Origin of the sequence: Martelella sp. AD-3 (assembly GCF_001578105.1) — a bacterium.
In the GTDB taxonomy this organism is placed as follows: Bacteria; Pseudomonadota; Alphaproteobacteria; order Rhizobiales; family Rhizobiaceae; genus Martelella.
Genome location: NZ_CP014275.1, coordinates 1,714,894 through 1,739,865, shown reverse-complemented (window position 1 = coordinate 1,739,865; position 24,972 = coordinate 1,714,894). Strand labels below are relative to the sequence as shown.

The following is a 24,972-nucleotide window of genomic DNA, read 5'->3' as shown; positions in this document are numbered from 1 at the left end:
ACCCAAATCAGGCTCCGTGTAGAGGCGGCAAGGCCGCGAGGCCGCTCCACCGATAAAGCACGGCGCCGACACTGTCGCCTGCGCCGAAGACCATCGCAAAACAGGCCATGATGAACATCGCGCTCGCGGCGGCAACAAGCCCGTCAACGCGGTCCAGCACCCCGCCGTGACCGGGAATGAGATGGCTGGAATCCTTGGCTCCGCACCGGCGCTTGAGGGCCGATTCGAACAGGTCGCCGGCCTGGCCGACGGCGGAGAGAATGAGCGCCAGCAGGGCCAGAAGCAGGGATGGCGTGCCGCCATAGGCCAGGCACAGCCCAAGGGCGGCCGCGACGCCGAAGAACGCTCCGCCGATGGCGCCCGACCATGTCTTGCCCGGCGAGATCGACGGCGCAAGTTTGGGACCGCCAAGCGCCCGGCCGACAAAATAGGCCATGATGTCGGTCGCCCAGACAACGGCGAACACGAAGAGGATCGTGTAAAGCCCGGCCGCGCCACCGTTCCTGATCGCCGCAAGCGAAACCATGGCAAGGCCGCAATAGATGAGCGCGCCGGCAAACCAGAACGGTACCGGCCTGTTGCGGCCATAGGCATAGGCGGTGGCTGCGGCAATGGCGGCAAGCGACAGCGCCGGCAAGAAGAGTTCGAGAAAGGTCAGGATGGCGGTTGCGATCATCGCCGCCCAGCCGGCGAGCAGGACCGTCATCGTTCCTTCGCCGCGGCCGGCGGGCCGCGCCCGGCTCATCGCCAGCCATTCATGAAAGGCAAGAAGCCCGATCGCGACGGAAAGAAGCAGAAAGGCAGGACCGCCGAACCAGGTCGCCATAAGAACGACGACGGCAAGAACCGCGCCCGACATCACGCGCAGCTTGAGTTCGCGCTCCATCAGGACCCCGTCAGCGCTGCGGCCGGCTGAACGACGCCGCCGAACCGGCGCGAGCGCCGGGCATATTCGGCAAGCGCCTCGTCAAAGCTCTCCTGCGAGAACTCCGGCCACAGGCAGGGCAGGAACACGAGCTCGGAATAGGCCGACTGCCACATCAGGAAGTTCGAGAGCCGCTGCTCGCCGCTGGTGCGGATGATCAGGTCCGGGTCGGGAATGCCGGCCGTATCGAGCCTGCCGGTGATCATGGCTTCATCGATCTCGTCCGGCGATATCCGCCCCGCCACGGCCTCCCGCGCGAGAGCGGCAGCCGCCCGGGCGATCTCGGCGCGCGAGCCGTAATTGACGGCGACGACGACATGCAGCCCGGTGTTGTTCCGGGTCAGTTCCTCGGCCGTCTGAAGCGCGCCGAGAACCTTGGGGCCAAGCCCCGCGCGCTCGCCGATCATCTGGAAGCGCATGTTCTGGCGGTGATAGGTCTGCAGCTCGCGATGAATGAAGATCGCGATCAGTTCCATGATATCGCGGACCTCATCCTCGGGCCGCTTCCAGTTTTCCGAGGAGAAGGCAAAAAGCGTGAGATGCTTGATCCTTGCGTCCCGCGCCGCGTCGACGGCGCGACGCACCGCCTCGACGCCCTTGCGGTGCCCGAAAATACGCTTCAACCCCCGCCCGCTGGCCCATCGGCCGTTGCCATCCATGATAATCGCAACATGATCAGGTTTTGCAGGATCTGCGTAAGGGGTCATATCGTGGCTCAAATTCTTGAAAAAATGCAGGTTAAAAATCAGACCTGCATGATTTCTTTTTCTTTCTCTGCAAGCAAGTGGTCAATGCGAGAAATTGCGCCGTCGGTCAGCTTCTGCACGTCATCGGACAGAGAACGGCTGTCGTCCTGGCTGATATCCCCGTCTTTCTCGGCCTTCTTCAGGGCATCCATGCCGTCGCGGCGCACATGACGGATCGCAACCTTGGCCTTTTCGGCATATTCATGAGCAACTTTGACCAAAGAACGGCGGCGCTCCTCGTTCAGCTCCGGCAGCGGGATGCGCAGGTTCTGGCCGTCCATGATCGGATTGAGGCCGAGATGGCTCTCGCGGATCGCCCGGTCGACGGCGCTCACCATGCCCTTGTCCCAGACATTGACCGCCAGCATGCGCGACTCGGGCACGGTGATGTTGGCAACCTGGTTGATCGGCATCTTCGATCCATAGGCCTCGACCAGAACCGGATCGAGGATATTGGCCGACGCCCGCCCGGTGCGCAGCGAGGTAATGTCGCCGACAAAGGCGTTGATGGCGCCTTCCATGCGGCGCTCGAGGTCTTTCAGATCGGTTGCATCGCTCATCGTCATTCTCCCGTCTTGCGCCCGGCCTTCTCTTCAAGGCCTGGAGCGCCTCATCACTCGTCGGTTACAATCGTCTTGCGGCCGCCGCCGGCCATGATCTGGCCGAAACCGCCGCGCTCGTGGATTGAAAACACGATAATCGGAATATTGTTCTCCCGCGCCACCGCCACGGCGGCGACATCCATGACCTGAAGGCCGCGCTCCAGCACCTGCCGATGGGTCAGCGCCTCGAACCGGGTCGCCTGCGGATCCTTCTTCGGGTCGGCGGAATAGATGCCGTCGACCTGCGTTCCCTTGAAAATCGCCTCCGCGCCGATCTCGGCGGCGCGCAGCGCGGCAGCCGAATCCGTGGTGAAGAAAGGATTGCCCGTACCGCCCGCAAAGATCACCACCTTGCCCGCATCCATATGGGAACGCGTCGCCCGCTGCGAGAACGACTGGCAGATCTCCGGCATGGCGATCGCCGACAGGACGACCGTATCGACATCCATCTTGCGCAGCGAGGTGGCGAGCGCCAGCGCGTTGATCACCGTGCCGAGCATGCCCATGTGGTCGCCGGTCACGCGCTCGCCCCCCTTGGAGGCCACGGCGACGCCGCGGAAAATATTGCCGCCGCCGACCACGATGCCGACCTCGACGCCCATGGCACGAACCTCGGCGATATCGGAAGCAATGCGGTCAGCAACGGCGACATCAATGCCGAAACCCTGATTGCCCATCAGGGCCTCGCCGGAAACCTTCAGCAGAACGCGCTTGAAAATCGGATTCGTCAAAGTCACAAACTCCTAAAAAGCAATGCCATCCGGATACACGAAGGGCGCCGCGTTGTCACGCGGCGCCCCTTCAAATTCCAAGCCTTTCGGGCAATCAGCCCTTGGCGGTCGCGGCGACTTCGGCAGCGAAGTCGCTCTCTTCCTTCTCTACGCCCTCGCCGAGCGCCAGACGGGCGATGGCGGCAACCCTGATCGGCGCGCCCGCTTCCTTCTCGGCTTCCTTGACGGCCTCTTCAACCGTCACGTCGGGATTGATGACGAAGGACTGCGAGAGAAGCGCGACTTCCTCGAAGAACTTGCGCATGCGGCCTTCGACCATTTTCTCGGCGATGTTGGCCGGCTTGCCGGACTCCTTCGCCTGCTCCAGGAACACCGCGCGTTCGCGGGCGGCAATATCCTTGTCGACCTCGTCCGCGCGCACGGCGAGCGGATTGGTCGCGGCGACGTGCATGGCAACCTGGCGGCCGATCGCGGTCAGAACCGCCTTATCGCCTTCCGATTCCAGCGCGACCAGAACGCCAAGCTTGCCGAGACCGTCGGCGACGGAATTGTGGACATAGGAAGCGACAACGCCCGAGCCGACCGAAAGCTTGGCGGCGCGGCGCAGCGTCATGTTCTCGCCGATTGTGCCGATGGCATCCTTGATGCTGTCGGCAACGCTCTTGCCGGTTGCCGGATAGGTCGCGGCGCTGATCGCGTCGACGGAACCATCGGTCGACAGCGCCACTTCCGCGATGCCGGAAACCATCGACTGGAATGCCTCGTTGCGGGCAACGAAGTCGGTCTCGGAGTTGATCTCGACAACGACGGCCTCCGTGCCCTTCTCGGCAATGCCGATCAGGCCTTCGGCAGCCGTGCGGCCGGACTTCTTGTCGGCCTTGGAGATGCCCTTGGCGCGCAGCCAGTCGATCGCCGCTTCCATGTCGCCGTCATTCTCGGCGAGCGCCTTCTTACAGTCCATCATGCCTGCGCCGCTCTTTTCGCGCAGTTCCTTCACCATTGCAGCCGTAATCGTGCTCATAACTTGCCTCTTGTCCATTCGCTCGGCGGCGCTTGTCGCATCAAAGCGCGGCCTGTTGGGCAACGAAGTGTACCCATACTGTGACAGGGTGATGAAACCCTTGCTGCCGACGGCCGATGTCCGACGGCTCAAAGTCCGATAGGCAAACGCATCAGCAATTCCGATGCGCCTGTCTGGATCCGGAGAGGGCCGCAGGCGCCTTGCGCGGCCAGCCTCCGACCGGACCGGAATGTCAGCGGGCCGCGACCAAGCCGCGGCCCAAAGCCGAATGGCCTATTCGGCCGGCTTCTCGGCGGAAGCATCCTCGGCCGGCGCCTCGTCTTCCAGCGCGGTTTCTGCCGGCGCTTCGGAAGCGGCGCCAAGGTCGATGCCCTGGGCGCCCTGCTGGCGTGCGATGCCGTCGATGGCCGCGCGCGAGATCAGGTCGCAGTAAAGGGCGATGGCGCGCGAGGCGTCGTCATTGCCGGGGATCGGGTAATCGACTTCATCCGGATCGCAGTTGGAATCGACGATGGCGACAACCGGAATGCCAAGGCGCTTCGCCTCTTCGATGGCGATCTTTTCCTTGTTGGTGTCGATGATGAAGATCAGGTCCGGAACGCCGCCCATGTCGCGGATGCCGCCAAGGGCGCGGTCGAGCTTTTCACGCTCGCGGTCGAGGTTCAGGCGTTCCTTCTTGGTGAAGCCCTGTGCCTCGTTGGCGAGAATCTCGTCGAGCTTGCGCAAACGCTGGATCGAGTTCGAGATCGTGCGCCAGTTGGTCAGCATGCCGCCGAGCCAGCGGGCGTTCACGTAGTACTGCGCCGAACGCTGGGCGCTGTCGGCGATGATCTCGGACGCCTGACGCTTGGTGCCGACCATCAGCACGCGGCCGTTGCGGGCAACGGTGTCGGAAACGATCTGCAGCGCGCGCGACAGCATCGGAACCGTCTGGGCGAGGTCGATAATGTGGATGTTGTTGCGGTCGCCAAAGATGTAGGGCTTCATCTTCGGGTTCCAGCGGTGGGTCTGGTGACCAAAATGTACGCCTGCTTCCAGCAGCTGGCGCATGGTAAAGTCGGGCAATGCCATGCCTTTTCTCCTTTTCCGGTTGAACCTCCGCAGACCTGAGACCAGACGTCAATGACGCCTGACACCGGCGGAACGCACCGGATTTCTCCCGGAACATCCCATGGCCTGCGTGTGGAATGAGGGCGCGATACCCCGTTTTGCGGCAAATTGCAAGAGGCGCGGCGCGGCGAAAGCCGGGCAGCCTGCCCGTTCGGCCGGATGCGGGGCCTCAGGGTTTGGATGAGAGCGCTTCCGGCGGCGCCTCACAGCCTGCCGGTTCAAGCGGTTCGAGACGAGTGAGTTCTCCCGCCATCTTGAAGTCGCCGAAATCCATGACGATGTCGCGGCTCACGCCCTCTGCCGAAAGCAGCATGGAGACGGTGTAGTCGGGCGTTTCGTCGCCCGAGACCGCGCCCATGGGAAAATAGGCCGTGGTGATCGGCCAGCCGGCCCTGCCGCCTTCCGTCTCCTCGCGGCCGCCGATCAGGGTGATGGCGCGCATCGTCTCCTCGCCGGAGCCGTCGAAGGAAACCGCTTCATAGGCGCGCCGTCCGTTCTGGGCGGCAAGAATCACATTGGCCATGTATTCGGTCGGAAACTCGGCATCCTGAAGCTCGACCGCCCTCGCCTCGTCGCCGCCAAAGGTGACGGAGATCGCGCGCTTTTCGGTGCGCTGGGCCTCGCCGACGGTCTCCGATTGCAGGGCGTTGTCGGAAAACAGCGTGCTGGAAAAGGCGAAGGCGCCTTTCTCTTCAAAGGATGACGACACCTGGTCGGTGACGACGCCCCCGTATTCGCGGGCAATGTCGGTGACCATGCGCATCTCGGTCACGTAGCCGGCGCAATCGCTGCCGGTGAAGGAATAGACGAAGCGGCCATGAAGCCCCTCGACCCCGGACTGGGCCGAAGCCCATTCAAGCGAAAGATCGTAAACGGCGCGATGCGGCAGCAGCGACACGGCGCCGAGTGCCGGTCCCGCCGCCTGAGCGCCGGCCGCGAATATGGTCCAGAAAATCCCCGTCGCCATGACTGTCCGCATGAACATTCCCCTTGGTTTTGGGGACCAATCGTATAGAAAAGTCCCGGTTCTGCCAATGTTGTTCAGTCCCTTTCCCGAAAAGCCCGGAGCCAGATATGCCCAACGTCGTTTCAGACCGCCTGAAGGCCCTTTCCATCACCCTGCCGCAAGCCTCCGCCCCCGCCGCCAACTATCTTCCCTTCACCCGGTCGGAGAACCTGCTCTTCATCTCCGGACAGTTGCCGACGGAAAACGGCAAGATGCTCGCGACCGGACGTCTTGGCGCGGATGTCTCGCTTGAAGAGGGCCGGAAGGCCGCGCGCGCTTGCGCCATCAACATCATCGCGCAGATCAATGCCGCGCTTGACGGTGACCTCGACCGGGTCAAACGCATTCTCAAGCTTTCGGGCTTTGTTGCCTCCGCGCCGGATTTCACCGAACAGCATCTCGTCATCAACGGCGCGTCGGACCTCTTCGCAGACGTCTTCGGCGAAGCCGGCAAGCATGCCCGCGCCGCCGTCGGCATGGCCGCTCTTCCTCTCAACGCCGCCGTCGAGATCGACGCCATCGTGGAGATCGACTGATGCCGCGTCCCGACTGGCTGACGGCCCGGCCGATCGCCCATCGCGGCTATCACGACATGAACGGCGCGGTCTTCGAGAACACGATGCCGGCCTTTGAGCGCGCCATCGACAATGACTTCGCCATCGAATGCGACATCCGCCTTTCCGCCGACGGCAAGGTGATCGTGTTTCACGACGATGACCTGAGCAGGCTCTGCGGTCGCCCCGACACGATCGAGGCGCTTGACGCCGAAGCGATCGACGGAATCCGCGTCGGCACGGGCGAGGCCGGGATTCCGCGCCTTGAGGCACTGCTTGAGGTAACCGCCGGGCGCGTGCCGCTGATCATCGAACTGAAGTCCGGTCCGACCGATCCCGACGTCTTTGCCCGGGCCGTCATTGCCGAAACCGCGCACTATGACGGCCCTCTGGCGCTGATGAGTTTCGAGCCTGCGCTGCTTGCCGCGCTCAAACGCGCCGGCGCGGCCTGCCCGCTTGGCCTGACGGCCGACGGCCATGACGAAGGTTCCTTCAAAGCGCATCGCGCGACGATGCGGATCGGCCTTGATTTTGTCTCCTATTCTTATGATGATCTGCCCAACGACTTCGTCGCGGGCCTGCGCGACAGCGGCGTGCCGGTCATCACCTGGACCGTCCGCAACGAGCGCGCCCGCCAGATCACATTCCAATATGCCGACCAGATGACGTTCGAGGGTTTCGACCCCGCGTAACGGTCCGAGCCTTGAGAGTTCTGTTGAGCGAAAACCTGCAAATCCGCATCGAAAAAAGCTTTTCCGCCATTGCGAAAGCGGAATGGGACACGCTTGGCGGCACGCGCCCGGGCCTTGACGGCGTGGGCTACACCCCCTTCCTGTCCCACGCCTTCCTCTCATCACTGGAGGAATCGGGATCGGCCTCGCCCGAAACCGGCTGGCTCGGTCACCACCTTCTGCTGGAGACGGAAGACGGAAAACTGATCGGTGCGCTGCCGTGCTATCTGAAGAACCACAGCCAGGGCGAATATGTGTTCGACCATGGCTGGGCCGATGCCTTCGAGCGCGCCGGCGGGCGCTATTACCCGAAACTGCAGGCCTCCCTGCCCTTCACCCCGGCAACCGCCCCGCATCTTCTCGTGCGCGAGGGCTATGACAGGGCGACGGTGCAGAAGGTTCTGGCGGATGCGCTGGTGACGGTCAGCGACCGGCTGAATGTCTCGTCCGCCCACGTCACCTTCGTGCCGGAGGAGGAAACGCCTGTTTTCGAGGCGGCAGGCTATCTTCACCGCACCGACCAGCAGTTCCATTTCCTCAACAAGGGCTATGCCCGATACGAGGATTTTCTCGACACGCTGGCCTCGCGCAAGCGCAAGGCGCTGAAGAAGGAGCGCCGCGCGGCGCTTGAGGCCGGCATCACCGTCGACTGGCTGACGGGCGATGACCTGACCGAGGATATCTGGGACCAGTTCTTCACTTTCTACATGGACACCGGCAGCCGCAAATGGGGCCGTCCCTATCTGACCCGCGCATTCTATTCGCTGATCGGCGAACGCATGGCCCGCGACATTCTTCTGGTCATGGCCAGGCGTGACGGGCGCTATATCGCCGGCGCCATCAATTTCATCGGCTCCGATGCGCTCTTCGGCCGGCACTGGGGGTGCATCGAGGACCATCGCTACCTGCATTTCGAGGTCTGCTATCACCAGGCCATCGATTTCGCCATCGCCAACAATCTCGCACGCGTCGAGGCCGGCGCCCAGGGCGAGCACAAGCTGGCGCGCGGCTATGTGCCCGTCACCACCCATTCCGCCCACTACATCACCCATGACGGCTTGCGGAACGCGGTGGCCGCGTTTCTCGTTCATGAACGGGAGGACGTCGCGCATTTCAATGATATCCTGAGCGCGCACGCGCCCTACAAGAAGGGCGACTGAAGCGCCGGCAACAAGGGAGTGAAACACCATGGCAGACGAGACCCATATCGCGGAATATGAGGACGACAACATCTTCGCAAAAATTCTGCGCGGGGAAATTCCGGCGACGAAGCTTTACGAGGATGACGACGTCATCGCCATCATGGACGTGATGCCGCAGGCGCCGGGCCATGTCCTGGTCATTCCGCGCAAACCCTCGCGCAACCTGCTCGACGCCGATCCGGTGGTTGTCGGCAAGGCCATGGCGGTGGTGCAGAAAATGGCACAGGCCGTGAAGGCCGCGTTCAAGGCTGACGGCGTCTTCATCGCCCAGTTCAACGAGCCGGCCGCCGGCCAGACCGTCTTCCACCTTCACTTCCACGTCATTCCGCGCCACGAAGGCGTGGACCTGAAGCGCCACTCGGGCGTTATGGAGGAAAGCGCGGTCCTTTCGGCCAATGCCGAAAAGATCAGGGAGCACCTCTGACATCAATACGGGAGACCGATGGAAGCCCTGATTGACGATATCACCACGACAGGCGGTAGTGAAAATCTGGTCTTCTTCGTCCGTCTGATGGGCGCGGCCCTCTTCGGCGGGCTGATCGGCCTTGAGCGGGAGATGCAGAACCACGCCGCGGGGCTGCGCACCCACATTCTCGTCAGCCTCGCCGCCGCCCTCTTCGTCATCGTCTCCACGGAAGTGCCGGACCTGATGCCGGAAGATTCCGATGTGCTCAGGATCGATCCGACGCGCGTGATCCAGTCGATCACCGAGGGCGTTGCCTTCCTTGCCGCGGGCATCGTGTTTTTCCAGAAGGGCACGGTGAAGGGGCTGACCACCGGCGCCGGGCTCTGGCTGTCCGGCGCGATCGGCCTCACCATCGGCCTCGGCCTCTGGACACTGGGAATTTTTTCCTCCGTCCTCGGCATCATCGTGCTCCTCGTCCTGCACAGAATAGAGGTGCACACCAGGCTCAGCCGCCGAAAGACCAAGGACAATCGTTCCGACGAATCCTGATCAGCGTTCCAGCGTCACGATATCGGCCTTGTCGCCAAGCGCGCTTCGGGCAATGTTGACAAGGCTTTTCTCATGCGTGAACAGGATCGTCTGGATATCGCCGTCGAGCGCTGAAAGCGAGCGCAAGCCGGCCGCGCTGCGTGCGTCGTCGAAGGTCTGGAAAATGTCGTCGACGATCAGCGGCGCCGGTTCGTTGCGGCCGGCGTAATCCTCGATGAATGCGAGACGAAGCGCCAGCCAGAGCTGGTCGCGCGTGCCGTCGCTCAGGCCGTCGACCGGCACTTCGCCGCCATCCGCGCGGCGGGCCGAAAGCAGCAATTCGTCACCGGCTCCGTAATTCTGCAGCAGTCCGTCGAATCCGCCCATGGTCAGCGCCGAAAAGTGCCGGCCGGCCTTCTTGAGGATCGGGTCGGCACGGCCGGCACGATACCGTTCCATTGCGGCATCAAGCAGATTGCCCGCAAGCTTCAGCACCACCCATTCGCGGGCAAGATCGCGCGCCTCCTCCTCGGCCGAGATCCGGTCGAAGGCCGCCTGTTCTGCGCTTTCCCCGCGCCCAATCTCCTGCTTCCTGTGGCGTGTCGCGGCACGGCGCTGCAACAGGTCTTCGCGAACGGTCTCGTCCTCTGCCTCCTCGGCGGCAAGCGCCTCGCGCTCCTGCCGGCAGGCGATCACGTCGAGCCCTTCGGCAAGCTTTCGGGTCTCCGCCTCGTCGGCCCCGTCACTGCCTTCGGCAAAACGGCGTCGGGCCTCGGCAAGCGCCTTTCGCGTCGCCGTGCGCTCGGAAAGGCGTTCCGGCAAACCTTCCGGCGCAAGGCCAGGCGGCAGGGAAGCGGCAATTTCCGCGGCCTCATCCCGACACGCCGTAAGCTCGGCCAGCAGCGATTGAAGTTCGGCGGCAAGCGCCTGGGCGGCCTCGTCAAGCGTCCTGCGGCGGGCGGCCGCCGAGGTGTTGTGGTCGATCCGCTCGCTCAGTATCCGCACATATTCCCGGGCATTGCCGCCGACAAGATCGGGCGCAAGCGCACCGGCGAGCCGTCCGGCAGCCTCGCGAAAGCCCTCAATCCGCGCCCGGTCGGCGGCGATCTCGCGTTCCAGCCTTTCCTTCTTCTCCAGAAGCGGCGGCACCCTGGCCCAGAGCGCAAGCGCCGCCTCGGCCGCCTGAAGACCGGTCTCGCGCGCAAGGCCGACCGCGGCAAGGCAGCGCGCATAACGTTCGGCAAAGGCAGCGCGCACGGGCTCCAGCCTGGCAAGCTCCTGCTCGCGCCGGGCGATCGTCTGGCGGGCAGCCGCGATCTCGGCCTGCTGGCGGCGCGCATCCTCCCAGCGCTCGGCAAGTCGTTCAATCCGGGTCTCGACATAGCGCGCCAGCGCCGGCGCCGGCGCCGGCATATCGGCCTCCGTTTCGCCGGCAAGCGGGACAAGGCTTGCATGAAGCTCGGATCTCAGCCGGGCAACGCCCTTCTGCCGGTCGATCAGGGCGTAGAGCGCCTCGCGCCGGTCAAGCAGCAGACCGACCTGACGCAGCCAGTCGCGCATCGCCTCCGGCGTTCTCGCCTCGACGCCCGCCGACGCGAAGAGCGCCTTATGCGCCGCAGTCGCCTCGGCGCGCTGCCCGAAAAGCCGCGCGCGCTCTTCGGCGTGCCGTTCAGCCTCGACGGCGAGCGCTTCGAGACGTCGGAGGTGATCGCCGTGCCGGGCAAGCTTTTCCGCCGTGTCGAGAGCACGGTCAGCCAGGTCGTCGGCGGCTTCGACCGAAGCGATATAGGTCTCAGGTTCACCTTCATGGGCTCTGAACGCGGCAAACAGCCGGTCTCGCTCCTCCCGCGCGGCGCTGATGTCAGCGCGGGTCAATACCGGCCCCTCGCCTGCCGCCTCCGCCATCAGCGCCTCGATGCGGGCGCGTTCGGATGCCGCATCGGCAATCTTTTGTTCGACCGCCGCGATCTCCCCTTCGCAGGCGGCAATGGTTTCGCGCGCCGCGTCGAGCGCGGCGTCATCCGGCAGGTCCGCGCGCGACAGCGCATGAATGTCGCGCACGGCCGGGCGAAGGGCCGCGGCGTCGTCCAGAAGCGCGCGTTGTCGCCCTTCAATGTCGGCATCAAGCGTCTCCGCCTCCTTCAACCTAGCCAGGTCCGGCCGCAGCGCGTCGAAACGGCGCCGGAGCGGCGCCGGATCGATCAACTGTCCGCCGCCGCTTTCGCTTTCGAGCCGCTCGACGTCGCGACGACCCTCGGCGAGGCCTTTTTCGAGCGCGGCGACGTCCCGCTCGAGCCGCGCGCCTTCCCCGATCGCGTCCTCCAGATCGGACAGCAGGATGTGGTTCGGCCTGTTCTGCTCGATACCGCCGATGTCCTGAAACCCGAGATCGAGGGCAAGGCGGGTCAGCCCCGATACCGTTTCCTGATATTCGGCCTCGCGTCCCGGCAGATGCTCCACCGCCTCGGCATGCAGTCCGCTTTCGGCGTAAAGACGTCTTATCTCGTCGCGCCGCTCGAGCAGGGCATCGTCGATTTCAAGTGCCTCAAGGTCACGCCTCAGCGCGGCGAGGCGCTCCGCCTTGCCGTCATGGTCAGCCTGAAGCCGGGCGGCGCGCGCCGCAAGCGCCTCAAGGCGCGCGCCGGTCTGGTCGGAAACGGCATCGAGTTCGACAAACCCCTGCAGCACGCGTTCATGCCTGTCGACCTCGGCAATGAGGCCGCGAAGCCTTTGCAGGCGGTCGAGCGCGGCCATGCGCGTACGGCGCGCGTGCTGACGTTCGCCAAGCGCCGCAAGCTCCTCCTCGATTTCGCTTTCCTCGCGCAGCAACGCCTTCCAGTCGCTGGCGTTGAGCTCCAGCGCGCGTTCGGCCCTGCGCGCCGCCTCGTGGCGATCGAGAGCCTGGTAGAAGGACCGGTTCTGCGACCGGCGCGGGCCGTAGATGCCATCGGCATCGGCGGCAAGCGCTTCGGCAACCGAGCGGAGCCCCGTCAGCCCGGATGCGGCGGAAAACAGAATCTGCCCGATTTCGCCGCCATCGGCCAGCATTTCGTCAGCCCCTGCCCGCAGCCGCTCGCTGTCAAGCCCGAAGGCCCGTTCGAACACGGTTCGGTCGAGACTGCCGAGATAGGCGGAGAGCGCATCGTCATTGAGCGCGGCCTCGCTGTCACCGCCGGCAGCCAGCAGCGTATCCTTGCGGCCCTTGCGACGGCGGAAGGCAAGCGTCTCGCCGGAGCGCGCGCGAATTTCCGCGCCGATCCTCAGATCACGGGCCGAATGCAGGAAATCATAGCCGACATCGCGATCGGGAAAGCCGAAGAGGAGATCGGAAAAGGCCGAGAGCGCCGAGGATTTTCCCGCCTCATTCGGCCCGTAGACGATATGCACCGCGGCATCGGGCCTGAAGGTGATGGCATGGTTGGAAAAATGTCCGTAGCGCAGGAGATCGAGTGAGAGAAACCGCATCGCTCAGCCCTCGCCCGCAAGCCGCGCGCGCAGGATGTCACGCGCTTCCGCCAGAAGCTCGGACTCGCTTGCGCCAAGCGCCTGCTCGCCCGCCGCGACGCCGCCCGGCAGCCTTCGGGAGATCTCACTGACGAGTTCGCTGATGCCGGCGTCTTCGCCGGCTGCGATCGAAGCGACCAGCGCATCGATGTCGACCACAAGCTCACCCGCTGCCTTTGCCCTTTCCGTGCCCGCTGCCTCAAGCGCGATCACAAGCTTTTCAAGCCAGAGATCAGCGTGAATGCGGTGGCATGCGGCCTGAACGTGATCGCGCCACTGTGACCGTTCAGCCTTGATCCGCTCGGCTAAAGCATGACGACCGGACAGCGTGACCCTGAGCGCGTGGGGCCGCTCATCCGCCGCCTCGGCAAAGGGCGAAAGCGCAGCCTCGATTGCGCCGGGAATGGCGCCTTCGGTCAGGTCCTCTGCAAGCATCACCTCCACCGTCTCGAAGCGGGCGCAGTCCAGCATCACCCGTTCATAGCGCGGACGGCCGTCCTCGACGCTGACCAGCACCGCGCCCTTCGCCCCGGTCTCGCGGATATTGCGGCCCTGCAGATTGCCCGGATAGATCGTCAGCGGATCGGCCGAAACCTCTTCAAACGCATGGACATGACCGAGCGCCCAGTAGTCATAGCCGCGCGAGGCGAGATCGACGACCGAACACGGCGCATAGACGGCATGCGGCGGACGGCCGGACAGCGAGGTGTGCAGCACGCCGATGTTGAAATGGCCGGGCACCGCCGCCGGATAGGCAAGCGCAAGATTGTCGGCCGCCACGCGTTCGGCAAAGCCCTGGCCGTGCAGCGCCACTTTCAGGTGTTCTATGACAAAGGTCTGTGGTCTGCGGGTGGAGAATTCATGGACGCCTTCCGGCATGGCGATGGTGCGGGCGACGATACTCTCGGCATCATGATTGCCGCGCAGGAAATAGACGGGGATGCCGGCGCGCGACAATCGCGCGATCTCGCGATTGAAGAACAGGCCGATATGATTGTCCTTCCACGCGCCGTCATAGACGTCGCCGGCGATCACCAGGAAATCCACCTGCGCGGCGAGCGCATAGTCAACCAGCGCGGAAAAGGCATCGCGCCCGGCGGCGGCGAAGCGTTCCGCCATCTGCCGGTCCTTCAGCATCAGCCCGGAAAGAGGGCTGCCCAGATGCAGATCGGCGGCATGAATGAAGCGGAAGGACGTCACAAATCACCTTTCCCTGTTTTTTCTTCGGCCTTCCAGAGGTAAAAGACCTTGGATTCGCACTGCAAGCCCAAACAAGCGCCGGACCGGCGCCTTGTCCCGTCCGCCTCTTTGGGGGCGGGAATCAGACATTCACCGGAGGAACGCATGCATTATCACAATTTCGGACGCACCGGACGCCCCGTCTCCAATATCGGCTTCGGCGCCTGGCAGATCGGCGGCTCGTGGGGTTCCGTCAGCGAGGAGGACGGTCGCGCGGCGCTGAACGCCGCGCTTGATGCCGGCATCAATTTCATCGACACGGCCGATGTCTATGGCGACGGCCGCTCGGAAAAGATCATCGCCGACGTTCTGGCGAATCGCGGCGGCGAAAAGCCCTTCGTCGCCACCAAGGCCGGACGCCGCCTCAATCCGCATACGGCCGACGGCTACAATCGCGAAAACCTCGAGGGCTTCATCGATCGCAGCCTGAAGAACCTGAAGTCGGAACGGCTCGATCTGGTGCAGCTCCACTGCCCGCCGACCGAGGCCTTCTACAGGCCGGAGGTGTTCGAGGCGCTGGACGCCATCAAGGCCAAGGGCAAGATCGCCAATTACGGCGTCAGCGTCGAAAAGGTCGAGGAAGCGCTGAAGGCGATCGAGTTTCCGGGCGTCGCCAGCGTGCAGATCATCTACAATATCTTCCGCCAGCGCCCGGCCTCGCTGTTCCTGCCGGAAGCGCAACGGAAGAACATCGCCGTGATCGTGCGCGTGCCGCTCGCCTCCGGGCTTCTCTCGGGAAAGATCACGCGGGACACCGAGTTCGACAAGGAAGACCACCGCAACTTCAACCGTTCGGGCGAAGCCTTCGATGTCGGCGAGACCTTTGCCGGCGTGCCCTTCGAGATTGCGCTCGATGCGGTGGAGGAAGTGCGCAAGCATGTTCCGGGCGGGGAAAGCATGGCGGCCTTCGCGCTGCGCTGGATCCTGATGAACGAGGCGGTCACCGTCGCCATTCCCGGTGCCCGCAACGCCGAACAGGCCAGGGGCAATGCGCGGGCCTCCGACCTTCCGGTGATCGGCGCCGACGTGATGGCGGCAATGGAAGAGATCTACCGCAGCCGCATCGCCCCCCACGTTCACCAGCGCTGGTAGGGCTTGAAAGGCAGTTCGTGCTCCCACCACAAATAACCTAAACCGGGCAGACGATACATACGTAACGGCTGCCCATCCTCCATTTCCTGCAAGCGGAACCGTTCGTCTTTGGGTATCGGTCCGGTCGCACCATGAATGCCACTGGCCTGGCTTCGCCAATACGCCCGTTTATTTCCACTTCGAAGCGTTTTCGCTTTGTCGAAGTGGACATACCGGACTTCTCCAAAGAACCTTGCATAAACAACGGCGCCAAAAGTTGTTGCGGTCATGCAAGTGCAGAAGATGACGAGGCATGCAATCTGCCACCATTTACTTGTGGGACTGTCAACATATCCCGAACCACTGCCGATGGGATATTGAACAGCAAGTTTGTCCTCCACCAGGACGCGCGTCAAAAGGACTTTATCGAGATAGGCGGCATCAAATTCACTTCGGCTGACAGCGATTTTAGCGGTCCTGTTGCCCAGGTCTTTGAACGAAAGAACAAGAAAATAGCGCGGTCCAGACGAACGAAAAAAAGGAAAAGCCTTTTTATCACTTTTCGAAATAACCCGTGCGGGCAAATCTATACCGTTCCTCTCAAACTGCTGTGTTCGTTCAACCCGTCTGTCGTTGACCGCATGAGTAGCAAGCACCAATAGCGGAACAGCCAGCAGCAAGATACCAAAGCAGCGAAACAGAACAAAGACGATCAGGCGCAAGGGATGAGCCTTCAGGATGGAACGGTTTGCGCACTGTGCTCCGAAAGTGAAACCCCGAGCTTCCGGCGCTCCGCACTTATAACGACAACCACTGACAAACCCCGTCCCCCGATCATTGCCACTCTTCCAATAAGGTCAGCATAGTTCGTGTCCCGGAACATCTCGAATTGCCGTTCTGATTGTTGCAGGAAAAGAGCGGTTACAACAAAGGCGACACCCCATACATGCGGCGTCGCCTTTGTTGATCACAGATCCGTAGCCAACTAACCGGCCTCGCTTACCCGCGTCAACGCCACGGCAAGCTGTTCGCGTTGCGTCTTCAGTTCGGCAAAACGCTCGCGTTCGGTTTCGACCACTTCCGGATCGGCATTGGCGACGAATTTCTCGTTGTCGAGTTTCTTCGCCGAGCGTTCGATATCCTTGTCGACCTTGCCGATTGCCTTTTCCAGACGCGCGGTTTCGGCGGCGACGTCGATCAGGTTGCCGAGCGGAATGCAGGCCGTTGCTTCGCCGATAATCACCTGGGCCGCGCCCTTGGGCGTCGTCTTTTCGAAGTCGAGCGAATCGACCCGTGCCAGACGCTCGATTGCCGGATAGTGCCGGGCGCTGCGCTCGCGGGTCGTGGAATTGGCGCCGACGAAGATCAGCGGCGCCTTGGCCGATGGCGGCACGTTCATCTCGGCGCGCGCGGAACGGATGCCGGAAACGAGATCGACCAGCCAGTTGATCTCGTCCGCGGCCTGGTCGTCGCGGTGGAGCGGCACATGCCAGTCGGCATGGCACAGCAGCCCCTCGCCGCCGATATGGGCCCAGAGTTCCTCGGTCATGAACGGCATGAACGGATGCAGGAGCTTGTAGGTTTCGGCCAGTACATAGGCGACGCAGGCCTGCGCCTCGGTCTTGGCGGCCTCGTCCTCGCCCATGAAAACGGGCTTCAGCAGTTCCAGATACCAGTCGCAGAGTTCGTGCCAGACGAAGTGATAAAGCGCGCCCGCCGCCTCGTTGAAGCGGTAGGTTTCGATCGCCCGCGTCACATCCTCGGCCGTCTTCGAAAGCTCGGTCAGGATCCAGCGGTTGATCGTCTGCGTCGCCTTTTCAGGGCGGAAGGATGCGTCAAGCTTCATGCCGTTCATCTCGGCAAAGCGCGTGGCATTCCACAGCTTGGTGCCGAAATTGCGGTAGCCGGCGATGCGGCTCGTATCGAGCTTCACATCGCGCCCCTGGGCGGCCATGATCGCCAGCGTGAAGCGCAGCGCATCGGCGCCATATTCGTCGATCAGGTCGAGCGGGTTGATGACATTGCCCTTCGACTTCGACATCTTCTGCCCGTTCTTGTCGCGCACCAGGGCGTGCACATAGACGGTGTGGAACGGCTCGATCGGATTGCCGTGCTCATCCTTCATGAAATGCAGCGCATCCATCATCATGCGCGCGACCCAGAAGAAGATGATGTCGAAACCGGTGACGAGAACGCTGGTCGGATAGTAGCGCGCCAGTTCCTCCGTCTTTTCCGGCCAGCCGAGCGTGGAGAAGGGCCAGAGACCCGAGGAGAACCAGGTGTCGAGAACGTCCTCGTCCCGGGTCAGGATGTTGCCGGGCTCGTAATTCTCAAGCTGCTCCTCGACCCAGGCCTTCCACGGACCTTCGTGGGAAATATAGTGCTGGATGGCCGCCTCGAGCGCTTCTTCCTCGGTCCTCTCGACGAAGACGGAACCATCCGGGCCGTACCAGGCCGGGATCTGGTGTCCCCACCACAGCTGGCGCGAAATGCACCAGGGCTCGATATTCTCCATCCACTCGAAATAGGTCTTTTCCCAGTTCTTCGGCACGAACTTCGTGCGGCCCTCGCGAACGGAAGCGATGGCCGGCTCAGCCAGCGTCTTGGCATCGGCGAACCATTGGTCGGTCAGCATCGGCTCGATGACGACGCCGGAACGGTCGCCATGGGGCTGCATGATCTTCTTGCTCTCGACGAAGGGGATATCATTGCCCTCCTCGTCCTTCACGGTCACGGCAAGACCCTCGGCATTGATCGCGTCGACGATGCGCTTGCGCGCGGCGTAGCGGTCGAGGCCGCGATATTCATCGGGCACGAGATTGATGTCGTCGACGTCGGCCTCGCCCGGCAGTTCGCCGGATTTTGCGATCTTCATCGCCTGGCCGGCACAGGTCGCGTAGGGCTCGCCGTCCGCGCGCATCGCCGCCTTCTCGTCCATCAGGCGATAGAGCGGAATGTGGTTGCGGCGGGCGACCTGGTAGTCGTTGAAATCATGCGCGCCGGTGATCTTGACCGCGCCGGAGCCGAAATCCGGGTCCGGATATTCATCGGTGATGATCGGGATCAGACGGCGATGTTCCTTCGGTCCGACCGGGATTTCACAGAATTTTCCGACAATTGGCGCATAGCGCTCGTCTGACGGATGAACCGCGACCGCGCCGTCGCCGAGCATCGTTTCCGGGCGCGTGGTGGCGATCGAGATATAGTCGCGTTCCTCTTCGAGGATGACGTTCCCGTCCTCGTCCTTCTCGACATAGGTGTAGGTCTCGCCATCGGCCAGCGGATATTTGAAATGCCACATATGGCCGTCGGTCTCGCGGTTCTCGACCTCGAGATCGGAGATGGCGGTCTCGAACTGCGGATCCCAGTTGACGAGACGCTTGCCGCGGTAGATCAGGCCCTGCTTGTAGAGCGTGACGAAGACTTCGAGAACCGCCTCGGAAAGCCCCTCATCCATGGTGAAGCGTTCGCGCGACCAGTCGCAGGAGGCGCCGAGGCGCTTCAGCTGGTTGAGGATCTGCCCGCCGGATTCATCCTTCCACTCCCAGACCTTGTCGATGAAGGCCTCGCGGCCCATTTCGCGCCGGCCGGGAAGCTGTCTTTCCATCAACTGGCGTTCTACGACCATCTGCGTGGCGATGCCCGCATGGTCCATGCCGGGCTGCCAGAGTGTATCCTTGCCGCGCATGCGCTCGAAGCGCACCAGAATGTCCTGCAGCGTGTTGTTGAGCGCGTGACCCATATGCAGCGAGCCGGTGACGTTCGGCGGCGGAATCACAATGCTGAAAGACTCCGCCCCCGGCCTGGCGTTGGCGCCCGCGCGGAAGGCGTCGGCCTCCTGCCAGCGATCCGCGATCTTCGGTTCGACGCTGTTCGCGTCATAGGTCTTGTCAAGCATTTCCGTGCCAATTCCTGTTTTGAAAGGATGGCCGGCGCGCGCGGCCGACCGTCCTCTCCGGTTTTTGACGACCCCCGGTTTTGCCAGCAGAAAGCCGGTCGAGAGCCAGATGTTGTTAAGCGTTTGGCGCGAAGCCTGTCAACAACAAAGCCGCCCCGAAAAGGGACGGCCCTACGGCCCGAAGGCCTTAAAAAACAGGCGAGCGGCGCGGCGCAATCAGCGCCGACGCATGCGCTCGAGTTCGCGCGCGACCACATTCTCGACGATCGAGGGCATGTGGGTTTCGAGCCAGTTGCTCAGGAGCGGACGGAGCTCTTCGGCAACGATTTCCTCGATGCTGCGCGCGCCCTCGCGTTCGAGCGCGAAGGAAAGTTCGCGCAACGCCTCAGAGATCCGCATCTCCGATTCCGCGGACAGCAGCGGTGCGTCGTCGCCCGCGGCTTCCGATGCGTCCTGCTCGTCGCCCGGCTCGAATTGGCCGGACGCCTCGCGCACCTGGCGGGCGACCTCGCCCATCGTGCCCGGATAGACCGCCTGGAAGGACGACTGCCGGTCGTCGGAAGCCCCTTCATGGGAAGGTTCCTGCCGATAGGACGGCTCTTCCGGCGCGGGCTGAGCCTGTTCCTCCACGCGATAGACCTGCTGTTCGGCCATCGGCGGCTCCTGCCGCACCGGCTCGGGCTGAGCCGGCTCCTCGGAGGCAGCGGCCGGCCCGTCGCCGGCGTGATGACGCGAAACGATCACCGGCTCGCTCGCGCGCTCGTCTTCGCGCTGATACCAGTCATCTTCGCGATGGCCTGAAGGCTGCTGGCGCGTCTCGTCGCTGCGGTTCTGCGCGCTTTCGCGCGTCTGCGGGGATCGGTAACCGGGCGAACGGCCGGCATCCTCGCCGCTATCGATGATCCGCCGAATGGACGCCAGAATCTCTTCCATCGTCGGCTCTTGCTGCAACTTCGGCTGCGCCATGACAAACCTTTCTGCGCGCTTATGCGAGTTTTCCGTCGACCCGAATCATACCCGAGGATAATCCCGTTCCAACAGGCCCCGCCCTGAAAACTTCATGTTTTCAGGGCTGTACACAGTTTTTTTGGGAAATGAACTGTCTTGATGACGCTGGCTCAGAACTCAAAGGCCTTTTCGCGCGTGAAGCCCGGCAGCGGCTTCACCGCGGCATTGAAGGACAGGAACTCGGAAAAGACGTCGCCATCGCGGCGATAGATCTTGGCGCGCGCGGCATTTCCGGCGCCTTCGACGCAGACCAGTCGCCCGCCGTCGCGCAGCTGTTCGAGCAGCGCGTCCGGAATGTATTCAACCGCGCCGTTGACGAAGATCACGTCATAGGGCGCTTCCGAAGGGTAGCCCGCCGTCAGGTCGCCGACGACAGCGGCGGCATTGTCATAGCCGAGCTCCAGAAAATTGTCGCTCGCCGACTGAACCAGTTCCTCGTCACTGTCGATGCCGACGACCGACTGGGCAAGCAGGGAGAGCACCGCGGCGGCGTACCCCTCACCCGTGCCGACGACGAGAACCACATCCTTTTTGGACACTTCGACCAGCTGAATCAGCTTTGCGAGCGGCGACGGCTCCATCATGTAGCGGGCGGGACTTTCGGCCGTGGCCGGCTTTACCTGGATATCCTCGTCGATATAGGCAAGCGGCTTCAGCCCGGCAGGAAGGAATGCCTCGCGCGGGACCGAGAGAAACGCGGAGATCACCGGATGCGCCGTGACATCGGTGGTGCGGATCTGGCACTCCACCATCTTTTCACGCGCCGTTTCGAAATTCATCATCGCCATCAACCTCACAGTGCATTTTCGCCAGCCATCGGGAGCCACGGGAAACCGTCACGCCGCCTGAGCATTTTTCTTAAATGCGCCGCCGCCCCGTGGCAAGACGTGAGTATGCCGCATCGCCAATTTGCGGCGTTCGCCGGCAAGACCGGTTCCGCCTTGGATGGAAGCGCGGAGCCGATCCAGACATGTGTTTTGGCGCATTTTCGCGGATGGCCGGTGTTTCCACCTGACTGCGAAATGCTGACATGAAAAAGGGCGCGTCGCTCGCGCCCTTCCCGATGGTTCGCATCTCAAGATCCGATTGTCAGCGGAATTCATGCACCAGATTGCACAGACGCTGGAGACCCTGATCGTAGTTGTCAGGCGTGCGCATCACGCTGCCGCACTGGCGGCGCACCACCTGCTGTTCGTCGCCCGAGAGCTGGTCGAAAGCCGTCACCAGGCGCTGGTCGTCCCGGCCGGATGGCATTTCGCCGCCGCCGGCCGTGCCGCTGCCGCCTGTACCGCCGCCATTGCCTCCGCTGCCGCCGCCGTTGTCGCCGCCGTTGTCGCCGTCGCCGCCGCCTATCGGGCCGCCGGGCGCGCCGCCGTCATCCGAACCGCCGATGCCGACATCGACATCCGCGCCGATGCCCGAACCGCCGCCGACATTGGCGTCGGCCGAGGCGTTGACGCCGGAAGAACCGCCGACGCTGGCATCCACGTCCGCGCCGATCCCGGAGCTGCCGCCGACATCGGCATTGGCGCTCGCATTGACGCCACTGTCGCCGCCGACGCTGGCATCGACACCCGCATCGACGGCCTGACCGCCCCCGACATCGGCGCCGGCATCGGCGTTGACGCCATTGTCGCCGCCGACGCTTGCGCCGACATCGGCGCCGACGCCGCCGTCCGCGTTCTGACCGACGTCGACGCTGGTATTGATGCCGTTCTCGCCGCCGATGCTGACATCGAGCGCGCTTGCCGGTCCGGCGCCCGAAAGGGCAATTGCGCCCGCAAACACGACACCGGCCAGCAGTTTCGATTTATGACTGAATGCAAACATGTTTTCCTCCTTGCGGACCGCGCGGTATTCAGGCGCACCCTGAAACGACGGCTCCCATTCCCAAGTATCATAGGCCTTTGCTGCGGCTCCTCTCGGCCGCGTGACAGTTGAACGGCTGCCAACGGAAAAAGGTTCCTGGAAAGGCAGGTATTCGCAACAGGCATATGATTTCAGGAATATATTTCTGAAGAAAAATATCCGGGCAAAGCTGCTTCAGACCTTGCAGAATTCATGACAGCGCAATCACTTCTTAAACGATTACAGAAGAAAGGCGCTTACGGCATTGACAGGACCCCGTTGGAGAGGACGCGGACCTTGCGCCCGCCCCTTTTCACTGCCTGCGAAAACGGAACAGCCCGAAACGCCTTTCCCGTCCCTTTTCCGCGGGGCCGGAGGGGTTGTACTGCTCATCCTCGGGCGGGGCCCCTTCGGGCGGGAAGTCGAGCGTGTCCCTGAGAGCGGAAACCTCGCTCGCCGCGAGGTTCGGGAACGGAAGCTTTCCCTCGTCGCGCCAGCCTGCCACCGCCTGTTCGGCAGCCTCGCCCTTGTCGGCGTCGATGCCGCGATCACGCGCTAGATAGAGGGTGCGGGCCGGAGATGCGAATTCGCTCCCGGACTTTTCGACGATATCCATCATCCGCAGAATCACGTCTTCCTGGATGGCGAGAAAGTCAGAATAATCGACGGTGCGGATATAGGCGAAGATTTCGTATTCGATTCGGTTCTCGCTGATCCCGAGAAGGCGCACGCGCGCCGGATCCGGCAGGACCTTGGGATGCGCGATCAGCATGCGCCGGATTTCGGTCAAGAGATAGCGCAACTGGTCCCGGCCGGTCTCCGGCCTAAGGGCAAAGCGCCGGCGCATCAGCACACTGTCGCGACGCGTGAAGTTCTCGATGCTGTCGGAGATGAAATCGGAATTCGGAATGGTCAGCAGCGTGCGATCCAGCGTGCGGATGACGGTTGCCCTGAGCCCTATATGCTCGATCGTTCCGATCCGACCGTCGAAACGGCCGAGATCGTTGACGTCGACGGGCCGGTCGACGAACAGGATAAAGGCCGAGATCACGTTCTCCAGCGTCGAACGCGCGGCAAAGGCGATCACAATGCCGGAAATGCCGAGGCCCGCGACGGCCGCGCCGTAGGGAATGGACAGCGCATCGGCAAAGAGCAGGATATTGGCGCAGACCAGGAGAACCTTGACCAGGCCCACCAGAAGCGATGCAAGGATCGCCCCGCGCGAATTGATCAGGCCGGTGCGATCGACGGCATTATACAGCCGGTCGACAATCCAGAACTCGACCGGGATCGCGCCCGCGATCATCATCAGGACCGCCATCGACTTGATCGCGCTGCCGAACTCGGAGGGCAGGCCAAGAATGGCGAAGCCGAGATAGTTGATGACGCCGAAGGCGAGAAGGCGAAATCCCCAGATCGCAAAGGCGCGGCTGCTCGCCGCCTTCGCCGTCGGATGGCCAAGCCGCGCGGCAACCGAAAGGAGAAGTCCGACAACAAGGGCGGCGACAACGGCGACGATGAAAATGGCGACAAGGCCGGCCCATTGCCAGGCCTCCAGCGGGCCGACCGGCTGCAGCGCCGCGGGCGCCGCCCCGGCGACAATCGCGCGGATCCTGAAATACGGCGCCTTCGAATGGGCGTCATAGGGCAGAACCCGGACGGATGGCGGCAGGTTTTCCGTCGCCGCATAAAGCCCGCGCACGGACCGCACGGTTTCGGGCGTGAACTTCCATTCCACACCGTCATCCGTCTCGGTCGGGGCCAGCACGATATCGCCGGCCGGGTGGGTAAAATAGACAAAGGGCTCCAGCGAACCGGGATCATTGGGAATTTCCTGGAACACGACCTCGCCGATCCGGGCGATCACCTCGTTCAGATATTCAGCGACAAGCACCGACTGGCGGTCGCGCACCACCGTCGGCATCTCGGAAAGATCGAGCGCTGCAATCGCGGTGTCCTGCATGGCGGGGCCGGCGCGCATGGCGTCAACGAAGCTCTCCATGGCGGCGCGCGGCGTCGAGCCTTCGAAACGGCCGCCGCCCTTGTAGCCGCCGCTTTGCGCGTTCGCCGCGATGTCGGAGAACAGAGCTTTGACAGAGTCGGCCGGCGGCGCCACCATGAACCAGTCCGCCCCGACGCGGCGGAACTGCAATGGCAGCGTCCTGCCGTCAAAGCGCGTCAGCACGAGCTCGGCCTCATCGGCCTCCGGCGCCTTCGTCTCGAAAATGTCCGGATCGACGGTGAACTGGTCTAGGAGAAGCACGAGCGGCGCCAGTTCGCGGGCATGGTTCTCCCGCCCGCCCTCCGGAAAGATCAGCATGGAGAGGAGGTCGTCCTGGTATTCCAGCCGCCCGCTTTCCACCGCCTCGGCGGCGATCAGGAAGGTGCGCAGCGTCTCGGAGGGCGAGGACTGAAAGGCGCGAAGGGCCTGGTCATGATCAGTGCTGATCCGTGCGCCCGTCCACCATTGCTTGTTGCCGAGCCGCCCGACAAAGCTGCTGCCGTCCTCCGAAAGGATGAACTCGAAGGATCCGCTGCCCTTCGGCGTCGTCCATGTCCCGACAAGCCGCCTGCCCTCGGCCTCGCCTTCGAGCCTGCCGTTATAGGCCGGGTAGCGCCCGGTGACATGCGTGCCGTCCTGCTGCATGTAGACACGCGCGCCGCCATCGAACCAGCGCGAATCCCAGGCGCCGGTCCATGAGGCGGGCGCGGCGCTGGCCAACGCCGAAAAGCCCGCGACAAGAACGATCAGGAGCGCGAGGACGATGGGCAAACAGGCGCGCGACGAAAAGCATCCGTCAACGCTCCCGTGTGCCTTTTCCGTTGACTTCTGCGCCAAGAC

Annotated in this window: 21 protein-coding genes; 6 read left to right on the top strand and 15 right to left on the bottom strand. The window is 63.4% G+C overall.

The window, feature by feature from the left end:
- Nucleotides 1-7 precede the first annotated feature (7 nt).
- From AZF01_RS08015 to AZF01_RS07985, 7 genes are all read right to left on the bottom strand, one after another.
- On the bottom strand, nucleotides 8-886 hold the full coding sequence (locus tag AZF01_RS08015; protein ID WP_024707957.1) for a phosphatidate cytidylyltransferase: 879 nt from the start codon (nucleotides 884-886) through the stop codon (nucleotides 8-10).
- Nucleotides 886-1,632, bottom strand: a complete 747-nt coding sequence (locus tag AZF01_RS08010; RefSeq protein WP_024707958.1) for an isoprenyl transferase — start codon at nucleotides 1,630-1,632, stop codon at nucleotides 886-888. Before AZF01_RS08010 ends, AZF01_RS08015 begins: the two co-directional genes overlap by 1 nt.
- Before the next feature lie 38 nt (nucleotides 1,633-1,670).
- Nucleotides 1,671-2,231 carry a ribosome recycling factor gene (gene frr, locus AZF01_RS08005; protein ID WP_024707959.1) on the bottom strand — a complete coding sequence of 187 codons (561 nt, stop codon included), beginning with the start codon at nucleotides 2,229-2,231 and terminating at the stop codon, nucleotides 1,671-1,673.
- Nucleotides 2,232-2,284: 53 nt separating this feature from the next.
- Nucleotides 2,285-3,004 (bottom strand): UMP kinase, encoded by a 720-nt coding sequence (gene pyrH, locus AZF01_RS08000; RefSeq protein WP_024707960.1) that lies wholly within the window; start codon nucleotides 3,002-3,004, stop codon nucleotides 2,285-2,287.
- A gap of 94 nt (nucleotides 3,005-3,098) precedes the next feature.
- Complete coding sequence (tsf, locus tag AZF01_RS07995) at nucleotides 3,099-4,025, bottom strand: translation elongation factor Ts (protein ID WP_024707961.1); 927 nt, start codon at nucleotides 4,023-4,025, stop codon at nucleotides 3,099-3,101.
- Between the two features lie 273 nt (nucleotides 4,026-4,298).
- The gene (gene rpsB, locus AZF01_RS07990; protein ID WP_036236970.1) at nucleotides 4,299-5,096 is read right to left on the bottom strand and encodes a 30S ribosomal protein S2; all 798 of its coding nucleotides are present in this window, start codon (nucleotides 5,094-5,096) and stop codon (nucleotides 4,299-4,301) included.
- Between the two features lie 208 nt (nucleotides 5,097-5,304).
- Nucleotides 5,305-6,114, bottom strand: coding sequence for an EipB family protein (locus tag AZF01_RS07985; RefSeq protein ID WP_161633026.1), 810 nt, complete (start codon nucleotides 6,112-6,114; stop codon nucleotides 5,305-5,307).
- Between the two features lie 95 nt (nucleotides 6,115-6,209).
- Here AZF01_RS07985 and AZF01_RS07980 point away from each other — a divergent pair, with 95 nt between their 5' ends.
- From AZF01_RS07980 to AZF01_RS07960, 5 genes are read left to right on the top strand one after another with little or no spacing between them, the layout of a single operon-like run.
- Complete coding sequence (locus AZF01_RS07980; RefSeq protein ID WP_024707964.1) at nucleotides 6,210-6,677, top strand: RidA family protein; 468 nt, start codon at nucleotides 6,210-6,212, stop codon at nucleotides 6,675-6,677.
- Complete coding sequence (locus AZF01_RS07975) at nucleotides 6,677-7,387, top strand: glycerophosphodiester phosphodiesterase family protein (RefSeq protein ID WP_036236972.1); 711 nt, start codon at nucleotides 6,677-6,679, stop codon at nucleotides 7,385-7,387. The genes AZF01_RS07980 and AZF01_RS07975 overlap by 1 nt, the downstream gene beginning before the upstream one ends.
- Nucleotides 7,388-7,410: 23 nt before the next feature.
- On the top strand, nucleotides 7,411-8,586 hold the full coding sequence (locus AZF01_RS07970; RefSeq protein WP_024707965.1) for a GNAT family N-acetyltransferase: 1,176 nt from the start codon (nucleotides 7,411-7,413) through the stop codon (nucleotides 8,584-8,586).
- Nucleotides 8,587-8,614: 28 nt separating this feature from the next.
- On the top strand, nucleotides 8,615-9,052 hold the full coding sequence (locus AZF01_RS07965; RefSeq protein ID WP_036236974.1) for an HIT family protein: 438 nt from the start codon (nucleotides 8,615-8,617) through the stop codon (nucleotides 9,050-9,052).
- An 18-nt stretch (nucleotides 9,053-9,070) separates the two neighbouring features.
- Nucleotides 9,071-9,583: an MgtC/SapB family protein gene (locus AZF01_RS07960; RefSeq protein WP_024707967.1), complete on the top strand. Its 513-nt coding sequence runs from the start codon at nucleotides 9,071-9,073 to the stop codon at nucleotides 9,581-9,583.
- Here AZF01_RS07960 and AZF01_RS07955 read toward each other — a convergent pair whose 3' ends face one another.
- Complete coding sequence (locus AZF01_RS07955) at nucleotides 9,584-13,027, bottom strand: YhaN family protein (RefSeq protein ID WP_024707968.1); 3,444 nt, start codon at nucleotides 13,025-13,027, stop codon at nucleotides 9,584-9,586.
- A gap of 3 nt (nucleotides 13,028-13,030) precedes the next feature.
- Nucleotides 13,031-14,266: a DNA repair exonuclease gene (locus tag AZF01_RS07950; RefSeq protein WP_024707969.1), complete on the bottom strand. Its 1,236-nt coding sequence runs from the start codon at nucleotides 14,264-14,266 to the stop codon at nucleotides 13,031-13,033.
- Nucleotides 14,267-14,410: 144 nt separating this feature from the next.
- Here AZF01_RS07950 and AZF01_RS07945 point away from each other — a divergent pair, with 144 nt between their 5' ends.
- Nucleotides 14,411-15,397, top strand: coding sequence for an aldo/keto reductase (locus tag AZF01_RS07945; RefSeq protein WP_024707970.1), 987 nt, complete (start codon nucleotides 14,411-14,413; stop codon nucleotides 15,395-15,397).
- Here AZF01_RS07945 and AZF01_RS07940 read toward each other — a convergent pair.
- The 6 genes from AZF01_RS07940 to AZF01_RS07915 form a co-directional block, all read right to left on the bottom strand.
- Nucleotides 15,382-16,098: a hypothetical protein gene (locus AZF01_RS07940; protein ID WP_024707971.1), complete on the bottom strand. Its 717-nt coding sequence runs from the start codon at nucleotides 16,096-16,098 to the stop codon at nucleotides 15,382-15,384. The genes AZF01_RS07945 and AZF01_RS07940 overlap by 16 nt on opposite strands.
- A 263-nt stretch (nucleotides 16,099-16,361) precedes the next feature.
- Complete coding sequence (locus AZF01_RS07935) at nucleotides 16,362-19,274, bottom strand: valine--tRNA ligase (protein ID WP_024707972.1); 2,913 nt, start codon at nucleotides 19,272-19,274, stop codon at nucleotides 16,362-16,364.
- Nucleotides 19,275-19,490: 216 nt separating this feature from the next.
- Nucleotides 19,491-20,240: a PopZ family protein gene (locus AZF01_RS07930; RefSeq protein WP_024707973.1), complete on the bottom strand. Its 750-nt coding sequence runs from the start codon at nucleotides 20,238-20,240 to the stop codon at nucleotides 19,491-19,493.
- 152 nt (nucleotides 20,241-20,392) lie between these two features.
- Nucleotides 20,393-21,061, bottom strand: a complete 669-nt coding sequence (locus AZF01_RS07925; RefSeq protein WP_024707974.1) for a protein-L-isoaspartate O-methyltransferase — start codon at nucleotides 21,059-21,061, stop codon at nucleotides 20,393-20,395.
- Between the two features lie 310 nt (nucleotides 21,062-21,371).
- Nucleotides 21,372-22,112, bottom strand: a complete 741-nt coding sequence (locus AZF01_RS07920; RefSeq protein ID WP_024707975.1) for a hypothetical protein — start codon at nucleotides 22,110-22,112, stop codon at nucleotides 21,372-21,374.
- A 331-nt stretch (nucleotides 22,113-22,443) separates the two neighbouring features.
- Nucleotides 22,444-24,969, bottom strand: a complete 2,526-nt coding sequence (locus AZF01_RS07915) for a mechanosensitive ion channel family protein (protein WP_152534515.1) — start codon at nucleotides 24,967-24,969, stop codon at nucleotides 22,444-22,446.
- Between the last annotated feature and the right edge of the window lie 3 nt (nucleotides 24,970-24,972).

Excerpts from the sequence above, each read along its gene's own strand:
- AZF01_RS08015 (WP_024707957.1), bottom strand. The coding sequence starts at position 886 with ATGGAGCGCGAACTCAAGCTGCGCGTGATGTCGGGCGCGGTTCTTGCC.
- AZF01_RS08010 (WP_024707958.1), bottom strand. The coding sequence starts at position 1,632 with ATGACCCCTTACGCAGATCCTGCAAAACCTGATCATGTTGCGATTATC.
- frr (WP_024707959.1), bottom strand. The coding sequence starts at position 2,231 with ATGAGCGATGCAACCGATCTGAAAGACCTCGAGCGCCGCATGGAAGGC.
- tsf (WP_024707961.1), bottom strand. The coding sequence starts at position 4,025 with ATGAGCACGATTACGGCTGCAATGGTGAAGGAACTGCGCGAAAAGAGC.
- rpsB (WP_036236970.1), bottom strand. The coding sequence starts at position 5,096 with ATGGCATTGCCCGACTTTACCATGCGCCAGCTGCTGGAAGCAGGCGTA.
- AZF01_RS07985 (WP_161633026.1), bottom strand. The coding sequence starts at position 6,114 with ATGCGGACAGTCATGGCGACGGGGATTTTCTGGACCATATTCGCGGCC.
- AZF01_RS07980 (WP_024707964.1), top strand. The coding sequence starts at position 6,210 with ATGCCCAACGTCGTTTCAGACCGCCTGAAGGCCCTTTCCATCACCCTG.
- AZF01_RS07975 (WP_036236972.1), top strand. The coding sequence starts at position 6,677 with ATGCCGCGTCCCGACTGGCTGACGGCCCGGCCGATCGCCCATCGCGGC.
- AZF01_RS07965 (WP_036236974.1), top strand. The coding sequence starts at position 8,615 with ATGGCAGACGAGACCCATATCGCGGAATATGAGGACGACAACATCTTC.
- AZF01_RS07960 (WP_024707967.1), top strand. The coding sequence starts at position 9,071 with ATGGAAGCCCTGATTGACGATATCACCACGACAGGCGGTAGTGAAAAT.
- AZF01_RS07955 (WP_024707968.1), bottom strand. The coding sequence starts at position 13,027 with ATGCGGTTTCTCTCACTCGATCTCCTGCGCTACGGACATTTTTCCAAC.
- AZF01_RS07945 (WP_024707970.1), top strand. The coding sequence starts at position 14,411 with ATGCATTATCACAATTTCGGACGCACCGGACGCCCCGTCTCCAATATC.
- AZF01_RS07935 (WP_024707972.1), bottom strand. The coding sequence starts at position 19,274 with ATGCTTGACAAGACCTATGACGCGAACAGCGTCGAACCGAAGATCGCG.
- AZF01_RS07930 (WP_024707973.1), bottom strand. The coding sequence starts at position 20,240 with ATGGCGCAGCCGAAGTTGCAGCAAGAGCCGACGATGGAAGAGATTCTG.
- AZF01_RS07925 (WP_024707974.1), bottom strand. The coding sequence starts at position 21,061 with ATGAATTTCGAAACGGCGCGTGAAAAGATGGTGGAGTGCCAGATCCGC.
- AZF01_RS07920 (WP_024707975.1), bottom strand. The coding sequence starts at position 22,112 with ATGTTTGCATTCAGTCATAAATCGAAACTGCTGGCCGGTGTCGTGTTT.